This window comes from Streptomyces sp. NBC_00433 (assembly GCA_036015235.1).
Lineage (GTDB): Bacteria > Actinomycetota > Actinomycetes > Streptomycetales > Streptomycetaceae > Actinacidiphila.
In genome coordinates, this window is sequence record CP107926.1 from 243,346 (window position 1) to 268,754 (window position 25,409).

Below are 25,409 nucleotides of genomic sequence, written 5' to 3' on the forward strand. Positions count from 1 at the left end.
GAGGAAGCCTCCGGCGCCGCCCGGCGCACCGCGGCCGGGGTGTGTCGGCCGGAGGGATGCGGGCACGCGGGGACGCAACGGAACAACTCACCGGAAGGAGTCCGCAGATGTCGACCATCGAGGAGTCGGTGGAGGTCGCTGTTCCTGTCGGCACCGCCTACAACCAGTGGACCCAGTTCGAGGACTTCCCGAAGTTCATGGAGGGTGTCCACCGCATCGAGCAGCGCACTCCCACCCTGACGCACTGGGTCACCAGCGTGGACGGTGTGCACCGCGAGTTCGACGCCGAGATCACCGAGCAGATCCCCGACGAGCGGGTCGCCTGGACCACGGTCGACGGCGAGGCCAGGCAGGCCGGCGTCGTGACCTTCCACCGGCTCGACGCCTCGCACACCAAGGTGATGCTCCAGATGGAGCACGATCCGCAGGGCATCGCCGACACCGTCGGCGACAAGCTGGGCTTCGTCCGCCGCCAGACCAAGGGCGACCTGCGCAGGTTCAAGTCGTTCATCGAGTCCCGCGGCAGCGAGACGGGAGCCTGGCGCGGCCAGGTCTGAGCACCTCGCGGGCCGCGTGCTCCCCGGACGCCGGGGGCACGCGGCCCCTTGCGGTCTCCCTCGCCGGAGGTGGGCACCCACATCGGCGGCCCCCGGTCACACCGTCCGCCTGACCTCGCGGCCGGCGGCTGCCGTGGCCAGTCGCAGGGTCCGCTCGACCGCCTCGGGGATGTCGCCGACGGGGAAGTGCGCGTGGTGTACGACCCCGTCCGGGCCGGTCACGAGGATGAGCCGCTTGAGGCGGAGCCGGCCCGCGCCGCGGAAGGTGGGCAGGCGCAGGGCGGCGGACAGGTGGTGCCGGGCGTCGGAGAGCAGCGGGTAGGGCACGGACTGGGCGCGGGCGAAGGCGGCCTGTTCGATCGGGAGTTGGGTGCTGACGCCGTGCACGGCCACGCCTGCCCGCCGGAAGTCGGGCCACGCGTCGCGGAAGAGCAGGTTCTCCAGGGTGCATCCGGGGGCGCCGGGGATCGGGTCGCTGCCCCAGTCCACTCCGGTGCCGGGGTAGGTGAACAGCACGGTGGCGGCGGCGCCCGGGTCGGCCGGCGGCCGGTCGGGGCCGTCTGCGGCGGGCAGCAGGAGGTCGGCCGGCAGCCGCGTGCCGGCCAGGGAGTGGACGCGGGAGTGCTCGGCGCCGGACGGCGCGGCCGTCGCGGTGGCGGTGCCGTCGCCCAGGACCCAGCGGTCGCCCCAGTCCTGCATGGCGACCAGTAGCGGCAGCAGGGCCAGGCCCGAGTCGGTGAGCAGGTATTCGTACCGGACGGGGCGGCGCTGGTAGAGGCTGCGGCGCAGGACGCCGCGGGCGACGAGCTTGCCGAGCCGTTCGGTCAGGACCTTGCGGGACAGGCCGAGTTCGGCGGCGAGGGCGTCGAAGCGCACGTGGCCGCGGGCGATCTCGCGCAGCACGAGCACGTTCCACCAGTCGGCCAGGACGACGGCGGCCTGGGCGATCCCGCAGTTCTCGTCGGCGTTGTGCATCTTCATCACCGCAGAGTACATTCCTTTTCGGAACTCACTTTGTTCTCGGGGGGAACTTATATCCCGCCGTGCGGACCGACCGTCGGGAGTAACTGCCATGACCGCCATCACCCGGATCGTCGCGCGCGAGATCATCGACAGCCGGGGCAACCCGACCGTCGAGGTCGACGTCGAACTGGCCGACGGCTCGACCGGCCGCGCCGCCGTGCCCTCCGGCGCCTCCACGGGCGCCAGGGAGGCCGTCGAGCTCCGCGACGAGGACCCGGCCCGCTTCCACGGAAAGGGCGTCCGGCGTGCCGTCGACGCCGTCAACGACTCCATCGCGGACGCCGTGGTGGGGCTGACGGCCGAGGACCAGGCCGCCGTGGACGCGGCCCTGATCGAGCTGGACGGCACCCCGGACAAGGCCAGGCTCGGCGCGAACGCGATCCTCGGCGTCTCGCTGGCCACCGCCAAGGCCGCCGCGCTCGCCCACCGGCTGCCGCTCTACCGCTACGTCGGCGGGGTGGACGCGCGGCTGCTGCCCGTGCCGATGATGAACATCGTCAACGGCGGCGCGCACGCCGACAACCGGCTGGACTTCCAGGAGTTCATGATCGCCCCGATCGGCGCGGCCACCTTCGCCGAGGCGGTGCGGATGGGCTCCGAGGTCTTCCACACCCTGCGCCGCGACCTGCTGTCGGCCGGCCACAGCACCGGCGTCGGCGACGAGGGCGGCTTCGCCCCGGATCTGCGGAGCGCCGAGGAGGCGCTGGACTTCGTCGTCCGCGCGATCGAGCGGACCGGCTACAAGCCCGGCGCGGACATCACCGTCGTCATGGACCCCGCCTCCTCCGAGTTCTTCCGCGACGGGGTCTACGACTACGTCGGCGAGGGTGTACGCCGCAGCGTCGCCGAACACGTCGACTACCTCGCGAAGCTGGTCGCGGACTACCCCGTCGCCTCCATCGAGGACGCGATGGCCGAGGACGACCGCGACGGGTGGCGGCTGCTGATGGCGCGGCTCGGCGAGCACTGCCAGCTCACCGGCGACGACGTCTTCTGCACCAACGAGACGCTGCTCCGCGAGGGAATCCGCGACGGCGTCGCCAACTCGATCCTGGTGAAGGTCAACCAGATCGGCACCCTCACCGAGACGCTGGCCACCGTGGGCACCGCCCACCGCGCCGGCTACACCGTCGTCATGTCCCACCGCTCCGGCGAGACCGAGGACACCACCATCGCCGACCTCGCGGTGGCCACGGGCTGCGGCCAGATCAAGACCGGCTCGCTGTCCCGCTCCGACCGCACCGCCAAGTACAACCAGCTCATCCGCATCGAGGAGGAGCTGGGCACCCAGGCACGCTACGCCGGCCGCGACGCACTCGGCCTGCGCCGCTAGGGCCCGGGAGCCCGTGGTCCCGCCGGCGATGAGGAAGCGCGGCCAGCCTCGCGCCGCCCTGGATCGAACCCGGGCTCCGCGCCGCGCAGCACGTCGGAGAGCAGCGGACCCTCGAACCGGTGGCGCCGCGCCCCGCTGGTGGCGCACTCCAAGCCGACCCGGGCACGCTGCCGGGGCCACGCCCGCAGATCCGCGACGCTGAGCCGGGCAGGTCGGGCGGCGTCCCCGGTCAGGTCGAGCCGCGCGTGCCCGGCCACGGCTCCTGGAGCCGTGCGACACGCCCCCGGAACACCGTCACCCGGCCGGGATCGGCTGCGTGAGGTTCACCGGGTTGCCGTCGGGGTCCTTGATGTGGGCGACACGCTGTCCCCACGGCATGTCGGTGGGGCCGCCGCTGATCGAGCCGCCCAGCGCCACGACCCGGCCGAGGGTCTCGTCGACGTCGTCGACATCGATGCTGAGCAGGATCCGCGGCGCCGCCCCGGTCCCCGGGTCCTCCTTGGCCACCAGGCCGAGGTCGGTGTCGCCGATGCGCAGACCCAGATAGAAGGCCGGGCCTTCCGCCGGTACACGGAAGGTCTCCTCGGCGCCGAACAGTTTCGTATAGAAGCCGAGCAGAACATCCTGGTCGGCGGTCACGATCACGGGCTGGATGGTGGACATGGCACTCCTGTCGAGAACGGTCCTGTCGCTTGATAGACCGTTCGAAGGCGGAGAACTCATCGGCGGAGCCGTCCCGCCGACCGGCCACTGGTCGGCGCCCTCCCACCGGCACACCCAGGCCGGCCCCGCCGGCCCAAGGACGCCGGGGGGCAGGGGCGTTGACTCCCGGGAATCGTGAAAGGATACTTTCACGCCATGGATGCCGACAATCTGCTGGGCGACCTGACGATCACGGACCCCAGGGCGATGCGCGCCCTGTCGCACCCGGTGCGGCTGGCGGTCCTTGACCTGCTTCGCCGTGACGGTCCGGCGAGCGCCACGGAACTCGCCCGGGAGATCGACGCCTCGCCGTCGGGCATCAGCTGGCACCTGCGCCATCTGTCCGGCTTCGGTCTGGTACGTGACAGTGAGCCCGGCCCCGACCGGCGCTACCGGCGGTGGGAGGCGGTGGCCCGCGGTTTCCGGTTCGAGGTGCCGGAGGATACGAACGACGTTGAGGGCAGGTCGGCCGCCCGGCTGCTGTCCGAGCAGATGTTCCTGCAGGCCGGGGAGACGCCGGCCCGCTGGATGGCCGAAGTCGAGCCAGTGCTCGATCCGGTCTGGCGCCGGCTGGCCGGCCTGGCCAACACCCGGGTGGTGCTCAGCGCGGACGAACTCGCCTCCGTCGAGGCGGGGATCGAGCGCCTGCTGGCCCCCTACGTGACCCGCGACGCGGCCGACTGGCCGGCGGACGGCCGCCGCGTGCGGCTGATGCGCTACGTCCTGCCGGAGGGCGCCGGGCTGCCCGCGAGGGGCGACCGGTGAGCGACGCGGCGCCCCTGTCGCTCTGGCGGGACCGGCGCTTCATACGCTTCTGGTCGGCGCAGACCGTCTCCCAGTTCGGTGACCGGATCACCGAACTCGCGCTGCCGCTGATTGCGGTGACGACGCTGGACGCCTCGGCCAACCAGGTGGCCTGGCTGACGGCGCTGGTCTGGACACCGAATCTGGCAGCCGTCGTGCTGGGCGCCTGGGTCGACCAGCGGACCCGCAAGCGCCGGCTGATGGTCGCCGCCGACCTGGCCCGCGCGCTGGTGCTGCTCAGCCTGCCGGCGACATACCTGGCCGGAGCGGTGACGCTGGCGCAGCTCTACGCCGTCGCGGCGCTCACCGGGACCGCGGCGGTGCTGTTCAACACCTCCTACTCGGCCTTCTTCGCCCACCTGGTGCCGCGAGCGTCCTACGTGGACGCCAACAGCAAGCTCAGCACCAGCCGTTCGGCCTCCTTCGTGGCGGGCCCCGCGATCGGCGGCGCGCTGGTGCAGGCGCTGAGCGCCCCGGTGGCCGTCCTCGCCGACGCGGGGTCCTTCCTGGCCTCCGCCTTCCTGGTCGGACGCATCCGCACCGAGGAGCCGCCGCCCTCCGCGGCGCACCCCTCGGTGCTGCGCAGGGCGAGGGAGGGGCTGGCCTTCGTGGTCCGCCACCCGGTTCTGCGGGCCACCCTCGGCTGCGCCGCCACCGTCAACTTCTTCACGTTCATCTCCGGCACCGGTCTGCTGGTCCTGTTCGCCACCCGCGACCTGCGTCTGACGGCCGGCGGGATCGGCCTCGCACTCGGCGTGGGAGCGACCGGGGCACTGCTGGGGGCGGTCATCGCACCCCGGATGTCCCGCAGGTGGGGCGTGGGGCCGAGCATCGCGGTGGGTGCGGTGCTGTTCCCGGCGCCTGTCGCCGTCGCGGCCGTCGCCGGCGGGCCGCTGTGGGTACGCGGCGGAGCACTGGCCCTGGCGGAATTCCTGGCCGGGATCGGGGTGATGTTCTTCGACATCAACCTCAACTCGCTCCAGACCGCCGTCATCCACGACGGCATCCGCAGCCGGGTCTCCGGCGCGTACAGCACCGTGAACTACGGTGTGCGCCCGATCGGCGCCGTCGTGGGCGGCGTGCTCGCCACCGCGGTGGGACTTCGCCCGACCCTGCTGCTGACCGCCGCCGGCGGCGCGCTGTCCGTGCTGTGGCTGGTCTTCTCGCCCGTGGCGCGCATCCGCACCCTGGACCAGGCGCCCGCCGTCGCGGCACAGCGGGCTACGCGGTCTTCAGCGGCTCCTTGAACGCCTTGCGGACCACCGGTCCGGCCAGGGGGATGATCGAGCCCATCACCTTCGCCTTGAGAGAGGTGGGATGCCGTTCGAGTTCGACGTCGATGCGGCTGCCGCCGTCCGTGGGGGTCATGCGGTAGTTCCAGCCGCCCGTTCCGAAGGGAATCGACTCGCGCGTGGTGACGGTGACCGTGTTCTGTGACGGGTCCCATTCGTAGCGTGCCCGCTCCCACGACTTGGCATTGCCCTCGGTGACCTCCGCCCATGTGTCCCCGCGGTCGTGGACCTGGAAGTGGTCGGCGTCGATGGAAGGCCACTCGTCGACACGCGAGGGGCTGAAGTTGGTCAGGACCTCCATCGCCTCGGACGGACTCATCGAGGAATTCAGATGAAAATGCAGGGTTGCCATGACCTGATCTCCTTGATTCGGGGAGACCGACTCGCAGTCCCGCTGCTCTTCTCGGGACGGATTCGGGCAGGCCTGCCTTCTGACGGCCCTCTTCCATGGTGCGCCTCCGCCCGGCTCCGCGCACCGGCAGCGGGATCCGCCGGTGCGCGCAGCCGGCGGGGCCGGAAAGCGCCGTGCGGCTTGCCGGCCCCGAAAGCGGTCGGGTCAGGAGGACCGGTCGGGCAGCTCCGCGCGTACGGTGCGGGCGGCCGCGACGAGGTTCGCCAGGGAGGCGCGGGTCTCGGGCCAGGTGCGGGTCTTCAGGCCGCAGTCGGGGTTGACCCACAGGCGGTCGGCCGGGATGGCCTCAAGACCCTTGCGGAGCAGGGCTGCCGCCTCGTCGGCACCGGGGACGCGCGGGGAGTGGATGTCGTAGACACCGGGGCCGGCTTCGCGGGGGTAGTGGTGGGCGGCGAGTTCGCCGGCGACCTGCATGTGGGAGCGGGCGGCCTCCAGGCTGATCACATCGGCGTCGAGGTCGTCGATGGCCTGCACGATGTCGCCGAACTCGGCGTAGCACATGTGGGTGTGGACCTGGGTGTCCGGGCGCACCCCGGCGGTGGTGAGGCGGAAGGCCTCGGTGGCCCAGGCCAGGTAGGCGGGGCGGTCGGCGGCGCGCAGCGGCAGGGTCTCGCGCAGCGCGGGTTCGTCCACCTGGATGACGGCGGTGCCGGCGGCTTCGAGGTCGGCGACCTCGTCGCGCAGGGCGAGGGCGACCTGGCGTGCGGTCTGCGCGAGCGGCTGGTCGTCGCGGACGAAGGACCAGGCCAGCATGGTCACAGGACCGGTCAGCATGCCCTTGACCGGGCGGGGCGTCAGGGACTGCGCGTAGGCGGTCCAGCGCACGGTCATCGGCTCGGGCCGGGAGATGTCGCCGGCCAGGACCGGCGGCCGTACGTAGCGGGACCCGTAGGACTGCACCCAGCCGTGCCGGGTGGCCAGGTAGCCGGTGAGCTGCTCGGCGAAATACTGCACCATGTCGTTGCGCTCGGGCTCGCCGTGCACGAGGACGTCGAGACCGGCCTGCTCCTGGAAGGCGATCACCTCGGCGACGGCGTCCCGCATCCGCTGCTCGTACGCGGCGGCGTCGATCCGTCCCGCGCGCAGGTCGGCGCGGGCGCTGCGCAGGTCGTCGGTCTGCGGGAAGGACCCGATGGTGGTGGTCGGCAGCGGCGGCAGCCCGAGCCGCTCGCGCTGGGCGGCGGTGCGCCCGGTGTACGGCTGGGAGCGGCGGCCGTCGGCGTCGGTGACGGCCGCCGTACGGGCGCGCACGGCCGGGTCGTGGGTGATCGCGGATCCGGCGCGGGAGGCGAGGTCCGCCCGGTTGGCGGCCAGTTCGGCGGCGACGGAGTCGGTGCCGGCGGCAAGGGCGCGGGCCAGGGTGGCGATCTCGGCGGTCTTCTGCCGGGCGAAGGCGAGCCAGCGCCGCACCTGCGGGTCGAGGTCGGTCTCGGCGGCGGCGTCGAGCGGCACGTGCAGCAGCGAGCAGGACGCGGCGACGTCCACCCGGTCGGCGAGGCCCAGCAGGGTGGCCAGGAGGGACAGCGACTTCCCGTAGTCGTTGATCCAGATGTTGCGGCCGTCGACGACGCCTGCCACGAGCCGCTTGCCGGGCAGGCCGCCGGCGGCCGCGAGGTCGCCCAGGTTCGCCGCCGCCGGTCCGGTGAAGTCCACGGCCAGGCCCTCGACGGGGGCCTTGGCCAGCACCGGCAGGGCATCGCCGAGGCGGCCGAAGTAGGTGGCGACCAGGAGTGCGGGCCGGTCGGTGAGGGCGCCGAGGTCGCGGTAGGCCTCTTCGACGGCCTTGAGTTCGGCCGGGCTGCGGTCCTGGACCAGGGCCGGTTCGTCGAGCTGGACCCATTCCGCACCGGCGGCGCGCAGGTCGGCGAGCACCTCGGCGTAGACGGGCAGCAGCCGGCCGAGGAGCGCGAGCGGGGCGTATCCGCCGCCGACGCCGGGGGCGGGCTTGGCGAGCAGCAGGTAGGTGACGGGGCCGAGCAGCACGGGGCGGGCTTCGAGTCCGAGGGCGAGGGCCTCCTTCAGCTCGGCGACCTGTTTGGCCGAGTCCGCCGTGAAGGTGGTGGCGGGTCCCAACTCGGGCACCAGGTAGTGGTAGTTGGTGTCGAACCACTTCGTCATCTCCAGCGGCGCCACGTCCTGCGTCCCGCGGGCCATCGCGAAGTAGCCGTCCAGGGCGTCGGCGCCGACCGCGGCGCGGTGGCGCTCGGGGACGGCGCCGACCATCACGCTGGTGTCCAGCACGTGGTCGTAGTAGGAGAAGTCGCCGGTCGGGACCTCGTGGACGCCGGCCTCTGCCAGTTGCCGCCAGTTCTCCCGGCGCAGGCCTGCCGCGGCCTCCCGCAGGGCGTCGGCGCCGACCCGGCCCTTCCAGTAGCCCTCGACGGCCTTCTTCAGTTCCCGGTGCCGCCCCTGCCGGGGGTAGCCGTACACGGTGGCCCGTGCTGCCGCGGCTGCGGTCTTCGGTGTCACGGAACTCTCCTTCGCGAGCTGTCTCCTGGGACGTCCCGGTGGCGGGAGGAGGGCGCGAAGGCATGACGACCGGCCGGGAGCCCCGACCGCGCGCGGAGCGCGGCGGACCGCCTGGCGTTCACCGACCTGCCCTCGAGGTCACCGGGAACTCCGCGCACGACCGTCGTACGCGGGCGACAGGCAGGTCTTCGGACTCGCGGGCGCATCCGCCGAAGGCGGACACCTACTGGCCGTCGCTTCCCAGGCCCGGCCGGGCCCAGTGCTCATGACGGCGGTCGTTCCCACTCACCGCTGCGGGGCAGTCCCGGATTTGCACCGGGTTCCCTCTTGCGACGCGCCTGCCTGGCGGGCAGGGCGAACCGGTCACCCCCTCAGGATAGGGGGCCGCCCGCGGTTCCGGGCGCCGCCGCGCGTACGGCGACAGCCGAGGTCAGCCCGGCGCCTCCAGGGCGTCTTTAGAAACCATCAAGGGGGCAGGCCTTAGCATCGGGCGCATGACGGTTCTGCCTGACGACGGAATCCCGCTCGGTGCCGAATTCCCGGCCGGCACCCACGAGGAGTGGCAGCAGCTCGTGGCGGGTGTCCTGCGCAAGTCCGGCAAGGACCTGTCGGGCCCCGAGGCGGAGCAGGCGCTGTCCACCGCGCTGGACGACGGCCTTGTCGTACGCCCCCTCTACGACTCCGGCACCACCGCTCCCGACCCCGGCCTGCCCGGCTTCCCGCCCTATGTGCGCGGGGGCCGGCCGGTGGGCGGCTGGGACGTACGCCAGTGGCACAGGGCGCGCACGGCCGAGCGGGCCAACGAGGCCGTGCTCGCCGACCTGGAGGGCGGCGCCACCTCCGTGTGGCTCTCGCTGGGCGCCGAGGGCCTGCCCCCGGCGGGCCTGGAGCGCGCTCTGGAGGGCGTCTACCTGGACCTGGCGCCCGTCGTGCTCGACGCGGGCCCGCAGCTGCGGGCCGCGGCCGACGGGCTGCTGCGGCTGTACGACCGGCAGGGGGTGGCCCCGCAGGCGGCGCGCGGCAATCTCGGTGCCGATCCGCTGGGCCACAGCGCCCGTACGGGGCAGGCCGCGGACTCCGGCGACGCCGTCGCCCTGGCCCTGCGGATCCACCGGGCCTACCCGGGGCTGCGGGCGCTGACCGTGGACGCCCTGCCTTATCACGAGGCCGGTGCGTCAGCCGCCCAGGAACTGGGCTGCTCGCTGGCCACCGGGGTCGCCTACCTGCGCCTGCTGACCGCGGCGGGACTGAGCGTCGACGACGCCTGCGGCCAGCTGGAATTCCGCTACGCGGCGACCGCGGACCAGTTCCTGACCATCGCCAAGCTGCGGGCCGCCCGCCGCCTGTGGACCCGGGTCGCCGAGGTGTGCGGGGCGCGGGAGGCCGCCCCGCAGCTCCAGCACGCGGTGACCTCGGCGGTGATGATGACCCGCCGCGACCCCTACGTGAACATGCTGCGCACCACGCTGGCCGCCCTGGGCGCCGGTGTCGGCGGCGCCGACTCCGTCACGGTGCTGCCCTTCGACCACGCGCTGGGACTGCCCGACGACTTCGCCCGCAGGATCGCCCGCAACACCTCCTCCATCCTGCTGGAGGAGTCGCACCTCGGGCGGGTCGCCGACCCGGCCGGCGGTTCCTGGTACGTCGAGCGGCTCACCGACGAAGTCGCCCACGCCGCCTGGGACTTCTTCCAGCAGCTGGAGCGGGCCGGCGGCCAGGAGGAGGCGCTCCGCTCCGGCCTGGTCGGCGAACGCGTCGCCGAGGTGTGGGCGGCGCGCACCCGGGCGCTCGCCACCCGGCGCGAGCCGATCACCGGGGTCAGCGAATTCCCGCACCTCGCGGAGCGGCCCGTCGAGCGCGCCGCGCCGCCCGCCCATCCCGCGGGCGGCCTGCCGCGCGTACGCCGGGACGAGGCCTACGAAGCGCTGCGGGCGCGCTCCGACGCCCATCTGGCCGCCACCGGGAGCCGCCCCGCGGTCTTCCTGGCGGCGCTCGGCCCCGAGTCGGCCCATGCCGCGCGGGTCTCCTTCGCCTCGAATCTCCTCCAGGCGGGCGGGGTGCTGCCGGTGCACGACCCGATCACGGTGGACGCGGCCTCGGCCGGCGAGGCGTTCGCCGCCAGCGGCGCCCGTATCGCCTGCCTGTGCTCCAGCGACGCGCTCTACGACGAGCAGGCCGACGCCGTCACGGACGCGCTCAGGGCGGCCGGGGCGGAACGGGTCCTGCTCGCGGGCCGTCCCGGCAAGGGGCCGGACGTCGACGGCCACCTCTTCCTGGGCTGCGACGCGGTCGCCGTCCTGACCTCGGTCCTCGACCGCGTGGGAGTGACGGCATGATGCAGATCCCGGACTTCTCGCAGATCCCGCTGGGCCCGGGAACCCCGCCGGGGGCCACCCACGAGCAGTGGCGCCAGGCGGTCAAGCAGGCCACCGGCAGCAGCGCGGCCGATCTCGTCTGGGAGACCCCGGAGGGGATCGCGGTCAAGCCGCTCTACACCGGCAGCGACCTGGAAGGCCTGGACTTCCTCGGCACCTACCCGGGTGTGCCGCCCTACCTGCGCGGCCCGTACCCGACGATGTACGTCAACCAGCCCTGGACGATCCGGCAGTACGCGGGCTTCTCCACCGCCGAGGAGTCCAACGCCTTCTACCGCCGCAACCTCGCCGCGGGGCAGAAGGGCCTGTCGGTGGCGTTCGACCTCCCCACGCACCGCGGCTACGACAGCGACCACCCGCGGGTGACCGGGGACGTCGGCATGGCCGGTGTCGCCATCGACTCGATCTACGACATGCGGCAGCTCTTCGACGGCATCCCGCTGGACCGGATGACCGTCTCGATGACGATGAACGGCGCGGTCCTGCCCGTCCTCGCGCTCTACATCGTGGCGGCGGAGGAGCAGGGGGTGCCGCCGGAGAAGCTCGCGGGGACCATCCAGAACGACATCCTCAAGGAGTTCATGGTCCGCAACACCTACATCTACCCGCCGCTGCCCTCCATGCGGATCATCTCCGACATCTTCGCCTACACCTCGCAGAAGATGCCGCGCTACAACTCGATCTCCATCTCCGGCTACCACATCCAGGAAGCCGGGGCCACGGCCGACCTGGAGCTGGCCTACACCCTCGCCGACGGGGTGGAGTACCTGCGGGCCGGCCAGGCCGCCGGACTGGACGTCGACGCCTTCGCGCCCCGGCTCTCCTTCTTCTGGGCGATCGGCATGAACTTCTTCATGGAGATCGCGAAGCTGCGCGCGGCCCGGCTGCTGTGGGCCAGGCTCGTCAAGCAGTTCGACCCGAAGAATCCCAAGTCGCTCTCCCTGCGCACCCATTCGCAGACCTCCGGCTGGTCGCTCACCGCGCAGGACGTCTTCAACAACGTGACACGCACCTGCGTGGAGGCGATGGCCGCCACCCAGGGCCACACCCAGTCGCTGCACACCAACGCCCTGGACGAGGCGCTGGCGCTGCCGACCGACTTCTCCGCGCGGATCGCCCGCAATACGCAGCTGTTGATCCAGCAGGAGTCGGGCACCTGCCGGGTGATCGACCCGTGGGGCGGCAGCGCGTATGTCGAGCGGCTGACCAATGACCTCGCCCGGCGGGCGTGGCAGCACATCCAGGAGGTCGAGGCCGCGGGGGGCATGGCACAGGCCATCGACGCCGGCATCCCCAAACTCCGCATCGAGGAGGCCGCGGCGCGCACCCAGGCCAGGATCGACTCCGGGCGCCAGACCGTCATCGGCGTCAACAAATACCGCGTCGACTCCGACGAGAAGATCGACGTCCGGTCGGTCGACAACTCCGCCGTCCGCGCGCAGCAGGTGGACAAGCTGCGCCGGCTCCGGGCCGAGCGCGACGAGGGCGCCTGCCAGGACGCCCTGCGGGCGCTGACCGAGGCGGCGGGACGGGAGCCGGGGCCGGACCTGGAGGGCAACCTGCTGGCGCTCGCGGTCTCCGCGGCCCGCGCCATGGCGACGGTCGGTGAGATTTCCGACGCACTGGAGAAGGTCTACGGCAGACACGCCGGCCGGATCCGTACGATCTCCGGTGTGTACCGCAACGAGGCCGGCCACTCCCCCGCCGTGGACGACACCCGGGCGCTCGTCGAGCGCTTCGCCGAGGCGGAGGGCCGCCGGCCGCGCATCCTCGTCGCGAAGATGGGGCAGGACGGGCACGACCGGGGCCAGAAGGTCATCGCGACCGCCTTCGCGGACCTGGGCTTCGACGTGGACGTCGGCCCGCTCTTCCAGACGCCGGCCGAGGTGGCACGGCAGGCGGTCGAGGCCGACGTGCACGTGGTCGGCGTGTCGTCGCTGGCCGCCGGGCACCTGACGCTCGTGCCCGCGCTGCGTGCTGAGCTGGCCGCCGAGGGCCGCGAGGACATCATGATCGTGGTGGGCGGGGTCATCCCCCCGCAGGACATCCCGGCGCTGCACGAGGCGGGCGCCGCGGCGGTCTTCCCGCCCGGCACGGTGATCCCCGACGCCGCGTACGACCTGATCGGCCGGCTCGGCGCCGCGCTGGGCCACGACGGGGCGTGACCCCGACATGGACATCGACGTCGACGGCTACGTCCGGGGCGTACTCGACGGCAGGCGCGCGGTCATCGCGCGGGCCATCACGCTCGTCGAGTCCCGCCGCCCGGACCACCGGGGAGCGGTCCAGCAGCTGCTGACCGAACTGCTGCCGCACAGCGGCGGCGCCCGGCGGATCGGGATCACCGGTGTCCCCGGGGTGGGCAAGTCCACCTTCATCGACGCCTTCGGCAGCATGCTCACCGCCCGCGGGCACCGGGTCGCGGTCCTCGCGGTCGATCCGTCCTCCACCCTTACCGGCGGCTCCATCCTCGGCGACAAGACGCGTATGGAACGCCTCGCCGTGGACCCGTCGGCCTTCGTCCGCCCCTCCCCGAGCGCGGGCACCCTGGGCGGGGTGGCCAGGGCGACCCGGGAGTCCATGGTCGTCATGGAGGCCGCGGGCTACGACGTGGTGCTGGTGGAGACCGTGGGCGTCGGCCAGTCCGAGACGGCTGTCTCCCGGATGGTCGACTCCTTCCTGCTGCTCACCCTCGCCCGCACCGGCGACCAGTTGCAGGGCATCAAGAAGGGCGTCCTTGAACTGGCCGACGTGATCGCCGTCAACAAGGCGGACGGCCGCCACGAGCAGGACGCGCGCTCCGCGGCCAGGGAGCTGTCCGGCGCGCTGCGCCTGATGCAGCCGGCCGACGCGGAGTGGACCCCGCCGGTCCTCAGCTGCAGCGCCCTGGAGTCGGCCGGCATGGACACCGTGTGGGAGCGGCTGGAGCAGCACCGCACCCTGCTGGACTCGGGCGGCAGGCTCGCCGCCAAACGGCGTGACCAGCAGGTCGACTGGGCCTGGAGCATGGTGCGCGAGGACCTCCTCGGCCGCCTCCAGGGCCACCCGGCCGTCAGAGCCCTGGCCCCGGAGCTGGAACAGCAGGTCAGGGACGGGAAGATGACCGCGGCACTGGCCGCGCAGCGCCTCCTCGGCGCGTTCGACGGCAAGGCGGAGGACTGAGCGCGCCTGCCGCCCGGTCAGCCTGCGGGCACCGCAGCGCATTTAGGCGTCTCGGCTGGTGGTGCGCACCGCGGTGACCGTTCTGCCACTGGACGGTTGGGGAATCGCCTGTTCAACGGGGTTGGCCCAGGCCGGCTTCGTGCCGCTCGGCGATGATCGGTCACGTTCCCGCGGCACCGGACGGCCTGGCTGCGGGCTCGTGGAGTCTCGCGATCGAGCTGATGAGCTCTGTCTCGGCTTGAGCGAGGTCCGGCCACGGGAACTGGTAACCGTTGCGCAACAGAACGAAGCCGTGCATGGCCGCCCACAGCAGCGTCGCGGTGGACAGGACGTCGGTCACGTCGGAGGATCCGTCGGCGACGCAGAGCCGGATGCTCTCCATGAGGTAGGCGAACGGCCCGGCGTCGGGGTCGCGGGTGTCCGGCTCGTCCGCGGAAGTGGGACGGGGTTCCTCTCCGCGAAGGAGCCGGTTGCGCTGGAAGAGCAGTCCATAGAGATTCGGGTTGTCGACTCCGAAGGCCATGTAGGCGCGGCAGCCGGCGACGAGCCGGTCCCGAGGCGCCTCGATTCCCTGTTTCGCCTCCGCGATGCAGCGGCCCAGTTGGGCGAAGGTCTCGACGGTGACGGCCTGCACGATCTCGTCGGGACCGGTGAAATGCAGGTAGATCGACTGCGGTGCGATGCCGATCCGCCGCGCCAGCCCCCGCAGGGTCACCGAGCTCGCGTAGCCGTCCTCGACAAGGATCTCCCGGGCGGCCGACACGATGTCGCCGCGCAGTGCCTGCCCCGCGCCTCGGGCGTTGCGTCGTCTGGTCCCGGCGGCCTCTTCGCTCACGGCCGTAACCTTACGCCGTTGCCGGACCGGGGCGAACCCGCGTCAGCCGAGAGGGTCGGGGACCTGGTCGGCAGTGGCCGCGGCGCGCAGCAAGGCGGTGTCGTCCCCACGGAGCGGCTGCCCGTGGCCGAAGCAGACGGTGTCGACGTCGATGTCGGCGAAGCGGCGGAAAGACGCGCCGGCTCGTGGCCGGTCCAGGTTGAACGGCCCCAGGATGACCTGGCCCTGGTGCTCGGTGGCGATGTCACCGGTGAACAGGACGGCCTCGTTCGGGAAGTGCAGCGCGATACTGCCGTCGGTGTGGCCGGGAGTCGACAGGACGCGGGCGTCTATCGCGTCGAGGACCTCGTCGTCGTCGAGCTCGCGGTCGACGCGGGACGGCGGGGCGTCGGGGATGCCGCCGGCTATGTGGGCGTAGAGCTCCTCCTCGGCATGGCTGAGGGCGGGAAGCGAGCCGTAGCCGTCCCCACGGATGATCGGGGCGTCGCTGCGGTGCGCCCAGATGCGTACATTCCGCCAGCCGGCCAGTTCGGCGGCGGACCCGGCGTGGTCGGGATGCCAGTGCGTCAGGATGACGTGGGTCAGCGACTCCCGGTCCAGGCCCCAGTCACGCAGAGCCTCGGTGAGGATCTTGCCCTGCCCGGCTATGCCGGTGTCGACCAGCACCGCGTCCGGCCCCCGGCGCAGCAGGTATGCCTGTCCGGGCCCGTTGTCGAGCACCATACGCAGGTCAGGACGCAGGTCAACGATCTTCACAGCAGTCTCCCATGATCAAACCCGATGGATGCGTGGGGCAGCCGTGAGCTTCCACTAGCCTCACGCCCTTCACCTCACAGGCGTGATGTTACGCGCGTGATCTTGAGCTTGGCAATGCCCCCCACCTGTACCCGAGCCCGGGACCTGTCGTCGACCGGGTGGTCAGCCCGCGGCGCAGACGGTGCCGTTGAGGGTGAAGGGGGCGGGCTGGGCGAAGTTTCCGGTGTAGGTGCCCTGGAAGCCGAAGGACTGGCTGCCGCCCGCCGGTATCTGGGCGTTGTACGAGACGTTGGTGGCGGTCACCGCGCCGGAGGAGGGGCTGATGGTGGCGTTCCAGGTGCTGGTGACGGCCTGGCCGGAGGGCAGGGCGAAGGCGACCGTCCACCCGTTCACGGCGGTGGAACCGGTGTTGGTCAAGGTGATGTTGGCGGTGAATCCGCCGGGCCAGGTGCTGGGCACGTAGACGGCCGTGCAGCTCGGGCCGGTGCCGGTGCCGCCGGTGGTCGACCCGCCGTTCGTCGAAGTGCCGCCCGTAGTGGCGCCCGTGGTCGTCCCGGTGCTCGTCCCGGTGGTTGTGGACCCGCCGGTGGTGGTCGTTGCGCCGGTGGTCGTGGTGCCACCGGTGGCGGGGTTGCCGCCGAAGGTCACGTTGAGGGTGCCGTCGGAGCCGAAGGACCAGCCCAGCGCCCCGCTGTACTTGCCGCAGCGCGACCCGTTGACGCCGGACCAGAACTGGTTGGAGCTGTCGGCGTCGCCGACGACCTTGTCGTTGGTGCCCGAGCCGCTGCGGCACGAGGTGTTGCTGCGGAAGGTGGACGTGCCCGCGTCGAAGGAGAAGTTGCGCTCGGTGTTGTTGATGCCGACGTTGCCCGAGACCGTCATCGCCCCGGGGTTGCTGTTGTACGTGAAGCCGTGATGGCCGTTGTGGTAGGCGATGTTGTTGCGGACGATGTGGTTGACCTTGATGTCCTCGCCGCCGAGCTTGAAGCCGTTGCGGTCGCCGCTGCCGGCCTGGCCGCCGTTGGACAGCGTGCCGTTGTCGTACGACAGGGAATTCTCGATGGTGACCGGGCCGATCGGGCCGGTGTCGGACTTGGTGTACAGGTCCCAGCCGTCGTCGATGTTGTTGTGCGAGACGTCGTAGCGGAAGACGTTGCCGGTGCCGACGGTGAGCTTGGCGGCGAAGCCGTCCGCGTCCTCGCCGTCGGAGTCGGCGTTGTCGTGCGACTCGGAGCTGATCACCAGGTTGTTGGACGGCCAGCCGCTGATCGAGGTGCTGGAGTCCGCCCGGGATATCTGGAGGCCGGAGTCGCGGTTGAAGGCGGTGACCGTGCGCTCGATGATGTTGTTGCTGCCCCCGACGGAGATGCCGTTGTCGCCGGCGTGCTCGACCGTCAGCCCGTACAGGTGCCAGTACGAACCATTGAGTTCCAGGCCCCGGTTGGCGGAACTCTCGCTCTGCGCGGAGAAGTTCAGCACCGGGGTCTCCCCGGGGTATGCCGAAATCTCCTTGCGGGCGCTGGACGTGCCGTTGTTGCCGGCGGCGATGGTGACCTTCTGCGCGAGGTTGTATGTGCCCCCACGCAGGTAGACGGTGCCGCCGGCGGTGATCCGTGTGACCGCCGACGCCAGCGTGGTGGGGTCGGACTGCGAACCCGACGCGCCGGCCGTGCCGGACGGTGCGACGTAGAGCGCGTTGCTGTTCACGGCAGGGGCCGCCTGCGAGACCGCGGGGTGCAGCACGGTCAGACCGGCTGCCGCGACCACCGCCGCGGCAGCGGCGGCGAGGCTGCCTGTACGCAGCCGGGACCTGGCGGGAGAGCCCCCGGGGTCCGGCGGGCAGGCAGGGAGGATCCGAACATGCTTCATGGTGGCGAGACCTTTCGAAGGGCTGGGTGGGTCCGGGGTGCGACACGGGCCGCCGCCTTCCCGCCGGACGGCCCGGACGTGCCGGTCCGGCCGGAGGCGGCGGTCACTGCGCCGGGTTCCAGCCGTCGCCGCCCGCGAGGCAGGCGGCGGCTGTGAAGGCGGCGGCGTTGGCTGCGGGCAACTGCGAGCGGGCGGAGTCGACGGTCGCGCCGGGGCCCGTGTCGGCGTGCTCGCCGTAGCGTCCCGGCGTCCAGGCGGCGCCGGAGACACCGGTCCACGGCCCCTCGGTCCTGATCGCCGCGGGCAGTGTGCTCTGCCGGTCGCCCTCCGTGGCCAGTGCCACCGCCTGGGTGCCGGTCGCCGAGGGGTTGGCCTGGCGGCTGGACAGGTCGCGGAAAGTGAGGTGCTGCGCGGTGAAGCCGTCGGCCTTCACGTGGACGGTCGCCTACCCCTCCGTGCCGTACGTCCCGCCGCCGGCCGCGTTGACCGCGGCCTGGATGGTGGAGAACTGCGCCCCGGAGCGCGCGACGGCGAGCGCGGCACCGACGGCGGGACGCACCCCGCGTACGCGGGAGCGGCGGTCGGGCCGAGGGCACACAGCGCGCCTGCCGGCGCCGAGGTCAGGGCCGGCCCGCAGGACAGGGAAAACATCTGACCGTCCTCAGAGGTGGGGGGTGAGGCACGATGAATTGCGTGAGCGCTAACACTCACTACTGCCGTATCGCACTGCGAGCGGGCGCGGCACGGACGGAAGCGCTTCAGGTGACGAAGCTAGGACCAACTCCCGCTACTGACAAGACATCGGGCGTAGATCGTCGAAGCGCTTCGACCCCCGGAGTGCTCGACACGCCCGCGACAGGCGCGGCTCAGGCCCAGCGGTGGCGGAAGCCGGCGGCCAGGGCCGACGAGGGTGGGCGGTGGCGCCGGGGTCCGGTCCTTCGGCTGTCGAGCCCGATCGCCGCGAAGGCATGGAGTCGTGCCCCGGAAAGGGTGACGGCCTCAAGGAGGTCGCAGGCGAGGAGGGCGCCGACCTGGGAGCGCGGGAAGTCTGCCGATGTCCGGCGGCGGGCGACCAGGTCGGTGCCGGCGGAGCACACACGGCCGTCGCCGGGTCGCCGCTGGGTGTCTTGGCACCAGGGGGGCGTCCACACCGAGCCGGTGCGAATCCTTGACAGGTCGCGGGCACTGGGGCAGCGTCATTGTCCCGAACCCACTGGGTCACGAGCGTGGAGTGACGGAAGCCGATCACAGAATGTTAGCGCTAACAATCCCGGGCGAACCGACGACGGGCAGGAGGATCCCGGGAGACGAGAACCTCACATCCGCTTCGAGGCGTACCACCCCACGTCCGGACCCAGGTTGGCCAACGACAGCCCGTGGAGGAAGAGATCCCATGCTGCGATCCTGGTATCTGAAGTTCCGCCTGCTCAGCCTGCTCCTGGCGGTCGGCGCCGCGTTCGGGCTGGGTCTGCCCGCCGCGCCGCAGGCTGCCGCCGCCTCACTGACACAGATCACGAACTTCGGCACCAACCCGACCAACCTGCAGATGTACGTGTACGTGCCGAACAACGTCAAGGCCAACCCGTCGGTCCTGCTCGCGCTGCACGGGTGCCAGGGCTCCGGGCCCTACCTCTACTCCAGCACCGATTTCGGATCGCTGGCCGACCAGTACGGCTTCATCGTCATCTATCCCTCGACGAACCCGGGCGGCAGCTGCTGGGACGTCTCGTCCAACCAGGCGCTGACGCGCGGCGGCGGCAGTGACCCGGTCGGGCTGATGTCCATGATCACGTACACCGAGCAGCACTACGGCGGGAACCCCAACGCCGTCTACGTCACCGGCGAGTCGTCCGGCGGGATGATGACCAACGTGATGCTCGCGGACTACCCGGACGTGTTCAAGGCGGGCGCGGCGTTCATGGGTGTGCCCTACCACTGCTTCTACACCGGCACGTCGCGCGGCTGGAACGGGCCTTGCGCCGGGGGCCAGGTGTCCATGACCGCGCAGCAGTGGGGCGACATGGTGCGCAACACCGCCGATCCCGGCTATACCGGGCCGCGCCCCCGCGTGCAGCTGTGGCACGGCACCGCCGACACCACGCTGAACTACAACAACCTGGGCGAAGAGATCAAACAGTGGACGAACGTCCTCGGGGTGAGCCAGACCCCGTCGTCGAACGACACCCCGGTCACCAACTGGAACCGCACCCGGTACAACAACAGTTCGGGCACTACGCAGGTCGAGGCCTACAGCATCGCCGGCGCCGGGCACCAGTTGCCGATCCAGGGCACACCGATGGCCGCCTATGCCATTCACTTCATGGGGCTGGACGGCGGCGGCTCCACCGGCGGCGGAACCGGCGGCGCCACGGGGGCGCTGCACGCGGTGGGTGCGGGCAAGTGCCTGGACGACCCCAACTCGACCACGGTGCTGGGCACCCAGCAGCAGATATACAGCTGCTCCGGTGGGGCCAACCAGACCTGGACGCACAACTCGTCGAACGAGCTGACGGTCACCGTCGGAGGCAGCACGCTCTGCCTGGACGCCAATGCCAAGGGCACCACGAACGGCACCAAGGTGGTCACCTGGTCCTGCAACGGTCAGCCCAACCAGCAGTGGAACATCAACTCCAACGGCACGGTCACCGGCGTCCAGTCCGGCCTGTGCCTGGATGTGACCGGAGCTTCCACCGCCAACGGCGCCCTGGTCGAACTCTGGTCGTGCAACGGCGCCAACAACCAGCGGTGGACTCTCGGATAGCCGATTCCGACGCACCTCTCGTTCAGCCACCCGTAGCCGCCCGACGGCAGGCGCCGGGCGGCAGTCCGGAGGAGGCCGCAGCGACGGTCTCCTCCGGGTACGGGTGCGCGCCTGCTCCGGCGAGCGGGCTTCAGCGGCGGCGCAGGCGTTTGTCGGTGATCGGCGGGGTGGGGTCGATGGAGAAGTCGCCGGGATTCACGTCGACGCCGGACGGGGTGCCGTTCGGCCGCTTCGCCAACGCGGCCGACTACCCGCCGGGCACCAGCAAGTGCACCGGCGGCAGCATGGTCCGCACCGCACAGCAGTGGGGTGACGCGGTGCGGGCGGCCTACCCCGGCTACAACGGCCCGCGGCCGCCGATCCAGTTGTGGCACGGCACCGCGGACAACCTCGTGCCGTACCAGCTGCTGCAGGAAGACATCAAGCAGTGGACCGACGTCTTCGGGCTCAGCCAGACACCCACCTCCACCGACACCCCGCAATCCGGCTGGAACCGCAGCCGCTTCGCCGATTCCTCGGGCAGGGTCGACGTCGAGGCGTACAGCATCCAGGGCGCCGGCCATGAACTGCCGCGTACGGGTATGGCTGCGTACGCCATCCACTTCTTCGGCCTCGACGGCACCACCGGCACGACCGGCGGCACGTCGTCGGGTACCTCGACCGGCACGAGCACGGGCACGTCGACCGGCTCCACGTCGGGCACGTCGAGCGGAACGTCCTCGGGCACCACGTCCGGGACGACCTCGGGTACGAGCACGGGTACATCCACAGGTTCGACCGGGGGGAGCACCGGCCGGGGCTGCACGGCCGCGTACCGGACGGTCTACTCGTGGCAGGGCGGCTTCCAGTCCGAGCCGACTGGTCCGACCGGCTATGTCGGGCCGGTGGGCCGTGAGCGAGGTCAGCGGCGACCAGTCCACCGGGTACTGCCCGGAGGTCACCTCCTGGGCGGAGGTCGCCCGCGCTGCGCCGGCCGATCGTCCTCGGAGGCGGAGTTCTCTGGTGGAGAGAACCACGGGCTCCGGAGGACTCTGCGGTCCGGGTGACCCTGCCGGCTGTCCGGTTCCGCCCGGGACGCGCGGCGCGCCGGCCTCGAACGCGCTGGGACCGCCGTTGAGAACGGTCGCCTGAGTCTTCACCGCGCCACACCACCGGCGAAGTGGAATCCGGCGCCCACCCGACGCGAAAGCCGGGCCCTCCGTCTGCCCCGGCCTCGAATAGAGCCCGCCACGCGGAAACGGAATACACATCGGCGAACTGACGGCTACTCATATTTTCCCCTCCTCCGAAAATATCTTCCCACGGCGGCTGATGCGGCCTAGGATCCTGTGCTGTCGCAAGCCGGACTACTTGGAGCGCCAAATTACTTTCATCAGGTGGCGTCGTTTCCGCCACCTGAATCGCGGACGCCTGGTCCGTCTCAATGCGGCAGATCCGGCTGTGATCGGTGGTCTCCGATCGCACCTACTGGGCAGCACCATCGAACAGGAGAAAACGTGCAGACGGTCAAAAGGTTTGGGACGGTCGCGGCAAGCGTCGCCATCGCGGGAGCCCTGTTGGGGAGCGGTGCCACGGCACACGCCAACGCCGGGGAGAACGTGACCTCCGTGTATGGCCTGCAGTGCTCCGGCAGCGCGTATTCCTACTGGGTGTACAGCTTCAGCCTGCTGAGCAACAACAACGCGAACGTCGGCGTCAGGGACGGCTGCTCCGACGGCAACGGCGTCTACTCGCTCTACGACCGCGTCAGCAATCACGGCCTGCGACTGGACGACACCAACGGCTACGGAACGACCGTGTACAGCAGCAGCAGCACCAGCAACTACGTGCAGAAGGTGACAGGCTGCCTCAACATCTCCCTGACTCCGGACCAGTGCGGCCCGGACGACCGACCGGGCGACGGCCGCTGATGTCATGAACGTCGGGGGCAGAGGCCACGACGCCCTGCCCCCGGACGCTCCTTCGCGACGCGATCGCGGAGGCCGTTCGCAATATCTACCCGAAAGCGCGCCAAATGACCGATCTCGACGCTGGGCTCCCACCCGCTCCCGTATTGAAGATACGGGACCTCCACTTCACCATACGAAAGCGTTCGCTTTTCGATGGCCTGAATCTCAGCGTCAGCCCTGGTGAATCGGTTGCGATCACAGGGCCGAGCGGCTCGGGTAAAAGCACCTTGCTGTCATCGGTCCTCGGCCTGGTAAAGCCCGACAGCGGACGCATTCTTGTCGCGGGCACCGACGTCACGAAGCTGCGGCGCGCGCAACTGGCGAAGCTGCGGAGTGAGACCATCGGCGCCGTCTTCCAGTTCGGCGAACTGCTTCCCGAACTGAGCCCCCTTGACAATGTGGCCCTGGCGGCGCTCCTGTCACGGTCCGACCGCAGGGGGAGCTTCGAGCGGGCCCAAGCCCTTCTCGATGAGCTGGGCGTACCGCGGGCGACCACGACGCAGGAGCTCTCCGGCGGCGAGCACCAGCGCACCGCCGTGGCCCGCGCGCTCATCAACTCACCCACGCTGCTCCTGGCTGACGAGCCCACCGGCGCACTGGACCCGGATACGGCGGAACGCACCGCGGAGCTGCTCTTCGGCCTTCCCCGACGTCACCGCTGCGGACTGCTGCTCGTCACGCATGACAGGCACGTGGCGGCGAAGGCCGACAGGATCCTGCATCTGGAGGGGGCCGCGCTGGTTCCCGTCGGCGGGCGGGCGACAGTGGCATGAAAAAGGTGATGAGAGGCGGTCTCCGGCGGCGCCTGCTGTACATAGGGCGCGAGGCGGGGCGTCGTTCTGAAGCGGCACCCGCGCGGTTCGCGGCCCTCGCTGTCTCGACCTTCGTCCTCGCGCTCTGCATGGGTGCCCTCGTCTTCGCGCACGCCGCTTACCACGGCAAGGAGGTGCGGCGAGAGGCAAGAACTCCGGTCCGGCAGGCCCAGGGGGTCGACGCCAGGGAATCCACCGCATGGCTGGTCGGTTCGGACGACCTGAAGGACCGACGGGGTTTCACCATCGTGTACATCGAGCCGCACACGGCCGATGCCCCGCTCCCTCCCGGGGTGGGCCATTGGCCGAAACCGGGCGAGGCCGTCCTTTCACCAGGGCTGCTCGCGGCCGGCGCGCACGAGGGAATCGCCACCCGCTACGGACGGCTTGCCGGGACCATCGGACGGGAAGGCCTCGAAGACCCGGGCGAGTGGCTCGCCTACATCCGCCCGGCGGTGGACATGAAGGTCGAGCGCCCGGTCGAGCTGGTCACGGGGTTCGGCCCCGAGGCAGGCGTGCCCAACGACGGCCTGCAGCCCGGTACCGCACGCGACGACGACAAGCCGGAGTGGATGTTCCAGGCCCACCTCATGGGCCTCCTGCTCCTTCCGGGCCTCGTCCTGCTGTTCGTCGGCATCTACGCCGGAGCCCACGGCCGTGATCGCAGACGTGCGCTGACGGACGCGCTGGGAGGTATGCGGCGTGACCGAGCGCTGCTTGCCATCGGGGAGACGGCACGGCCGACGATCCTCGGCGCTGTCGCGTCGGTTCCGGCCATCGCCGCGATCATGCTCAACGATGTCAGGATTCCGTACGTCGGCTACGCACTCGCGTCCGCGGACCTGCGCCAGTACGCCGAGGTCGCCCTCCTTGCTCCTCTTGCCGCACTCGCCATCGCACTCGGCTCCGCGGTCATCGCGGACCTGATGACAGGCCGGGCGCGAGGGAACAGGTTCCGCGCGATGCCCCGCGGACTGTGGCAGCGGCGCATCGCGATGCTGTGTCCGCCGGCGATCCTGCTCGCAGCACGCGGGCCGGAACTGGCCGGCCAGAACAGCGAGCACCGGGTGTGGATCACCTGGATCGGTCTTGCGCTTGTCGTGCTCACCATGCCCGCGGCGGTCACCGCCGTCGTCGTCGGGCTGGGGCGGGTCCTGGAGCGAAAGGGCCGGGAGCGGGGCTGGGCCGGCGCTCTGATCGGAGGCCGCCGGATCAGTTCCTATCCGGCGGCCACGGCCCGCCTGATCACGGGTGTCATCGTCGCGCTCATCGTCTTCACCCAGGCCATCGCCTGGCAGGGGCTCTTCGGAACGTACAACACCCAGATCGAGAACGTCCTCGGCGACTCCGACAGGAGCATCTCCGAGATCGGCCCCAGGGGAACGGTGTCCGTACCCGACATCGAGGCCTTTCTCCGGCGTCTGCCCGCGGGAAGCGCACCGATCGTGGTGACCCCGCCCAGTGGTGAGAGCGGCGGACCGATCGCGGTACGGGGTGGCTGCCCCGCTCTGCGGAGTCTCCGTCTGCCGTGTCCGGCCGCCGCGGTTCGCGTCGACCAAGTGCTCGACCGTCGTATGCAGCAGCTGATCCGCTGGGACGGACTGGGTGGTACGTATCTGGAGGTCACGCGTGCCGACCAGGCCGGACTCGCGCGGCAGTCGGATCCACCGAGCCAGACCAGCACCCTGGTGGTGATAGGGACCGGCGCCCGTGGTCCCTCCGCTCCCGCGCTCAAGGAACTCTCGTTCAGGACCTTCCCCCGTGGTGCCCAGGTTCGATTCCCCGGGGAGGAGTGGCTGACCAACAGCATCCCCGACCGCGACCAGGGCCGATGGGTGCGGTTGTGCGGTGTGCTGGGCATCGGAATCCTGGTCCTGGCCATCGGAGTGAGCGCAATGGCCGAATTCCTGCGAAATGGCCGCGCGCTGGCTCCGTTGACGGTTCTGACCGGGGGGCACCGCGTCTTCAGCAGCAGTGCCGCCTGGGCGATCACCGCACCGCTCGCCGTCGCCGGACTCCTGGGTACGGTGGTCGGCTCCTGGCTGGCCAGACCGGTTTCGAGACCGGGAAGCACCACGTACATTTCCGCGGAACTGATGGCATCGACCGTTGCCGTGGTCTTGGCCGTATCCGCCGCGTCGGGCCTGTGGGCGGCCGGTGTCGCCTGGAGACAGGCACGTACCTGGCGGGCATGACATGGACAGCGCCGGCGCTCGAGCGCAGTACGCGAATCGGTGATCCGTCCACGCGCACGGACGGAGGAACAGGGGACTGAGCCGGCGTTTCCAGCCCGCAGGC

21 protein-coding genes, 2 pseudogenes and 1 riboswitch are annotated in these 25,409 nt (G+C 71.3%); of the genes and pseudogenes, 12 read left to right on the plus strand and 11 right to left on the minus strand.

Annotation, left to right across the window (positions count from 1 at the left end; genetic code table 11):
* The first annotated feature begins 107 nt into the window (after positions 1-107).
* Positions 108-557 carry an SRPBCC family protein gene (locus tag OG900_01050; protein ID WUH88852.1) on the plus strand — a complete coding sequence of 150 codons (450 nt, stop codon included), beginning with the start codon at positions 108-110 and terminating at the stop codon, positions 555-557.
* Positions 558-653: 96 nt separating this feature from the next.
* Here OG900_01050 and OG900_01055 read toward each other — a convergent pair whose 3' ends face one another.
* On the minus strand, positions 654-1,538 hold the full coding sequence (locus OG900_01055; GenBank protein ID WUH88853.1) for a winged helix-turn-helix transcriptional regulator: 885 nt from the start codon (positions 1,536-1,538) through the stop codon (positions 654-656).
* 91 nt (positions 1,539-1,629) lie between these two features.
* On the opposite strand from OG900_01055, the gene eno reads away from it, so the two are divergent.
* On the plus strand, positions 1,630-2,913 hold the full coding sequence (gene eno / locus OG900_01060; GenBank protein WUH88854.1) for a phosphopyruvate hydratase: 1,284 nt from the start codon (positions 1,630-1,632) through the stop codon (positions 2,911-2,913).
* A gap of 24 nt (positions 2,914-2,937) precedes the next feature.
* On the opposite strand, the pseudogene OG900_01065 reads toward eno, so the two are convergent.
* Both OG900_01065 and OG900_01070 read right to left on the minus strand, forming a co-directional pair.
* Positions 2,938-3,170: pseudogene (locus OG900_01065) on the minus strand (molybdopterin-dependent oxidoreductase).
* Between the two features lie 37 nt (positions 3,171-3,207).
* Positions 3,208-3,576, minus strand: coding sequence for a VOC family protein (locus OG900_01070; GenBank protein ID WUH88855.1), 369 nt, complete (start codon positions 3,574-3,576; stop codon positions 3,208-3,210).
* 195 nt (positions 3,577-3,771) lie between these two features.
* Between OG900_01070 and OG900_01075 the strand changes: the two genes are divergently transcribed.
* Together OG900_01075 and OG900_01080 are read left to right on the plus strand one after the other, a co-directional pair.
* On the plus strand, positions 3,772-4,380 hold the full coding sequence (locus OG900_01075) for a helix-turn-helix domain-containing protein (protein ID WUH88856.1): 609 nt from the start codon (positions 3,772-3,774) through the stop codon (positions 4,378-4,380).
* Positions 4,377-5,666 (plus strand): MFS transporter, encoded by a 1,290-nt coding sequence (locus OG900_01080; GenBank protein WUH88857.1) that lies wholly within the window; start codon positions 4,377-4,379, stop codon positions 5,664-5,666. The genes OG900_01075 and OG900_01080 overlap by 4 nt, the downstream gene beginning before the upstream one ends.
* Here OG900_01080 and OG900_01085 read toward each other — a convergent pair.
* Both OG900_01085 and metE read right to left on the minus strand, forming a co-directional pair.
* On the minus strand, positions 5,641-6,063 hold the full coding sequence (locus tag OG900_01085) for a hypothetical protein (GenBank protein ID WUH88858.1): 423 nt from the start codon (positions 6,061-6,063) through the stop codon (positions 5,641-5,643). The genes OG900_01080 and OG900_01085 overlap by 26 nt on opposite strands.
* A gap of 204 nt (positions 6,064-6,267) precedes the next feature.
* Positions 6,268-8,592: a 5-methyltetrahydropteroyltriglutamate--homocysteine S-methyltransferase gene (gene metE, locus OG900_01090; protein WUH88859.1), complete on the minus strand. Its 2,325-nt coding sequence runs from the start codon at positions 8,590-8,592 to the stop codon at positions 6,268-6,270.
* Positions 8,593-8,753: 161 nt separating this feature from the next.
* Positions 8,754-8,971: riboswitch (cobalamin riboswitch) on the minus strand.
* A 115-nt stretch (positions 8,972-9,086) separates the two neighbouring features.
* On the opposite strand from metE, the gene OG900_01095 reads away from it, so the two are divergent.
* The 3 genes from OG900_01095 to meaB are packed head-to-tail and all read left to right on the plus strand — an operon-like array spanning position 9,087 to position 14,129.
* Positions 9,087-10,928, plus strand: coding sequence for a methylmalonyl-CoA mutase subunit beta (locus OG900_01095; GenBank protein WUH88860.1), 1,842 nt, complete (start codon positions 9,087-9,089; stop codon positions 10,926-10,928).
* On the plus strand, positions 10,928-13,132 hold the full coding sequence (scpA, locus tag OG900_01100) for a methylmalonyl-CoA mutase (protein WUH95575.1): 2,205 nt from the start codon (positions 10,928-10,930) through the stop codon (positions 13,130-13,132). The genes OG900_01095 and scpA overlap by 1 nt, the downstream gene beginning before the upstream one ends.
* Positions 13,133-13,139: 7 nt before the next feature.
* Positions 13,140-14,129, plus strand: coding sequence for a methylmalonyl Co-A mutase-associated GTPase MeaB (meaB, locus tag OG900_01105; protein WUH88861.1), 990 nt, complete (start codon positions 13,140-13,142; stop codon positions 14,127-14,129).
* A gap of 160 nt (positions 14,130-14,289) precedes the next feature.
* Here meaB and OG900_01110 read toward each other — a convergent pair whose 3' ends face one another.
* From OG900_01110 to OG900_01135, 6 genes and pseudogenes are all read right to left on the minus strand, one after another.
* Entirely contained in the window at positions 14,290-14,964 is a 675-nt protein-coding gene (locus OG900_01110; GenBank protein ID WUH88862.1) for a TetR/AcrR family transcriptional regulator, read from the minus strand.
* Positions 14,965-15,006: 42 nt separating this feature from the next.
* Positions 15,007-15,720 carry an MBL fold metallo-hydrolase gene (locus OG900_01115; GenBank protein WUH88863.1) on the minus strand — a complete coding sequence of 238 codons (714 nt, stop codon included), beginning with the start codon at positions 15,718-15,720 and terminating at the stop codon, positions 15,007-15,009.
* A 162-nt stretch (positions 15,721-15,882) separates the two neighbouring features.
* Complete coding sequence (locus tag OG900_01120) at positions 15,883-16,368, minus strand: cellulose-binding domain-containing protein (GenBank protein WUH95576.1); 486 nt, start codon at positions 16,366-16,368, stop codon at positions 15,883-15,885.
* Positions 16,354-17,418 (minus strand): annotated as a pseudogene (locus OG900_01125) (right-handed parallel beta-helix repeat-containing protein). The gene OG900_01120 and the pseudogene OG900_01125 overlap by 15 nt, the downstream one beginning before the upstream one ends.
* A gap of 274 nt (positions 17,419-17,692) precedes the next feature.
* The gene (locus OG900_01130; GenBank protein ID WUH88864.1) at positions 17,693-18,022 is read right to left on the minus strand and encodes a hypothetical protein; all 330 of its coding nucleotides are present in this window, start codon (positions 18,020-18,022) and stop codon (positions 17,693-17,695) included.
* Positions 18,023-18,455: 433 nt separating this feature from the next.
* Positions 18,456-18,686 (minus strand): hypothetical protein, encoded by a 231-nt coding sequence (locus OG900_01135; GenBank protein WUH88865.1) that lies wholly within the window; start codon positions 18,684-18,686, stop codon positions 18,456-18,458.
* 296 nt (positions 18,687-18,982) lie between these two features.
* On the opposite strand from OG900_01135, the gene OG900_01140 reads away from it, so the two are divergent.
* From OG900_01140 to OG900_01160, 5 genes are all read left to right on the plus strand, one after another.
* The gene (locus OG900_01140) at positions 18,983-20,350 is read left to right on the plus strand and encodes a PHB depolymerase family esterase (protein ID WUH88866.1); all 1,368 of its coding nucleotides are present in this window, start codon (positions 18,983-18,985) and stop codon (positions 20,348-20,350) included.
* A gap of 176 nt (positions 20,351-20,526) precedes the next feature.
* A complete protein-coding gene (locus tag OG900_01145; protein ID WUH88867.1) occupies positions 20,527-21,396 on the plus strand; it encodes a hypothetical protein in 870 nt (289 codons plus the stop codon).
* Positions 21,397-21,948: 552 nt separating this feature from the next.
* A complete protein-coding gene (locus tag OG900_01150) occupies positions 21,949-22,260 on the plus strand; it encodes a hypothetical protein (GenBank protein ID WUH88868.1) in 312 nt (103 codons plus the stop codon).
* Positions 22,261-22,364: 104 nt separating this feature from the next.
* Entirely contained in the window at positions 22,365-23,072 is a 708-nt protein-coding gene (locus tag OG900_01155; GenBank protein WUH88869.1) for an ABC transporter ATP-binding protein, read from the plus strand.
* Between the two features lie 8 nt (positions 23,073-23,080).
* Entirely contained in the window at positions 23,081-25,306 is a 2,226-nt protein-coding gene (locus OG900_01160; GenBank protein ID WUH88870.1) for an ABC transporter permease, read from the plus strand.
* The last annotated feature ends 103 nt before the right edge of the window (positions 25,307-25,409 follow it).

Bases quoted from the DNA above. Each gene is read 5' to 3' on its own strand.
- OG900_01070 (WUH88855.1), bottom strand. From the start codon at position 3,576: ATGTCCACCATCCAGCCCGTGATCGTGACCGCCGACCAGGATGTTCTG.
- eno (WUH88854.1), top strand. From the start codon at position 1,630: ATGACCGCCATCACCCGGATCGTCGCGCGCGAGATCATCGACAGCCGG.
- scpA (WUH95575.1), top strand. From the start codon at position 10,928: ATGCAGATCCCGGACTTCTCGCAGATCCCGCTGGGCCCGGGAACCCCG.
- OG900_01140 (WUH88866.1), top strand. From the start codon at position 18,983: ATGCTGCGATCCTGGTATCTGAAGTTCCGCCTGCTCAGCCTGCTCCTG.
- OG900_01055 (WUH88853.1), bottom strand. From the start codon at position 1,538: ATGAAGATGCACAACGCCGACGAGAACTGCGGGATCGCCCAGGCCGCC.
- OG900_01160 (WUH88870.1), top strand. From the start codon at position 23,081: ATGAGAGGCGGTCTCCGGCGGCGCCTGCTGTACATAGGGCGCGAGGCG.
- OG900_01050 (WUH88852.1), top strand. From the start codon at position 108: ATGTCGACCATCGAGGAGTCGGTGGAGGTCGCTGTTCCTGTCGGCACC.
- OG900_01095 (WUH88860.1), top strand. From the start codon at position 9,087: ATGACGGTTCTGCCTGACGACGGAATCCCGCTCGGTGCCGAATTCCCG.
- OG900_01085 (WUH88858.1), bottom strand. From the start codon at position 6,063: ATGGCAACCCTGCATTTTCATCTGAATTCCTCGATGAGTCCGTCCGAG.
- OG900_01155 (WUH88869.1), top strand. From the start codon at position 22,365: ATGACCGATCTCGACGCTGGGCTCCCACCCGCTCCCGTATTGAAGATA.
- OG900_01075 (WUH88856.1), top strand. From the start codon at position 3,772: ATGGATGCCGACAATCTGCTGGGCGACCTGACGATCACGGACCCCAGG.
- OG900_01145 (WUH88867.1), top strand. From the start codon at position 20,527: ATGGAGAAGTCGCCGGGATTCACGTCGACGCCGGACGGGGTGCCGTTC.
- meaB (WUH88861.1), top strand. From the start codon at position 13,140: ATGGACATCGACGTCGACGGCTACGTCCGGGGCGTACTCGACGGCAGG.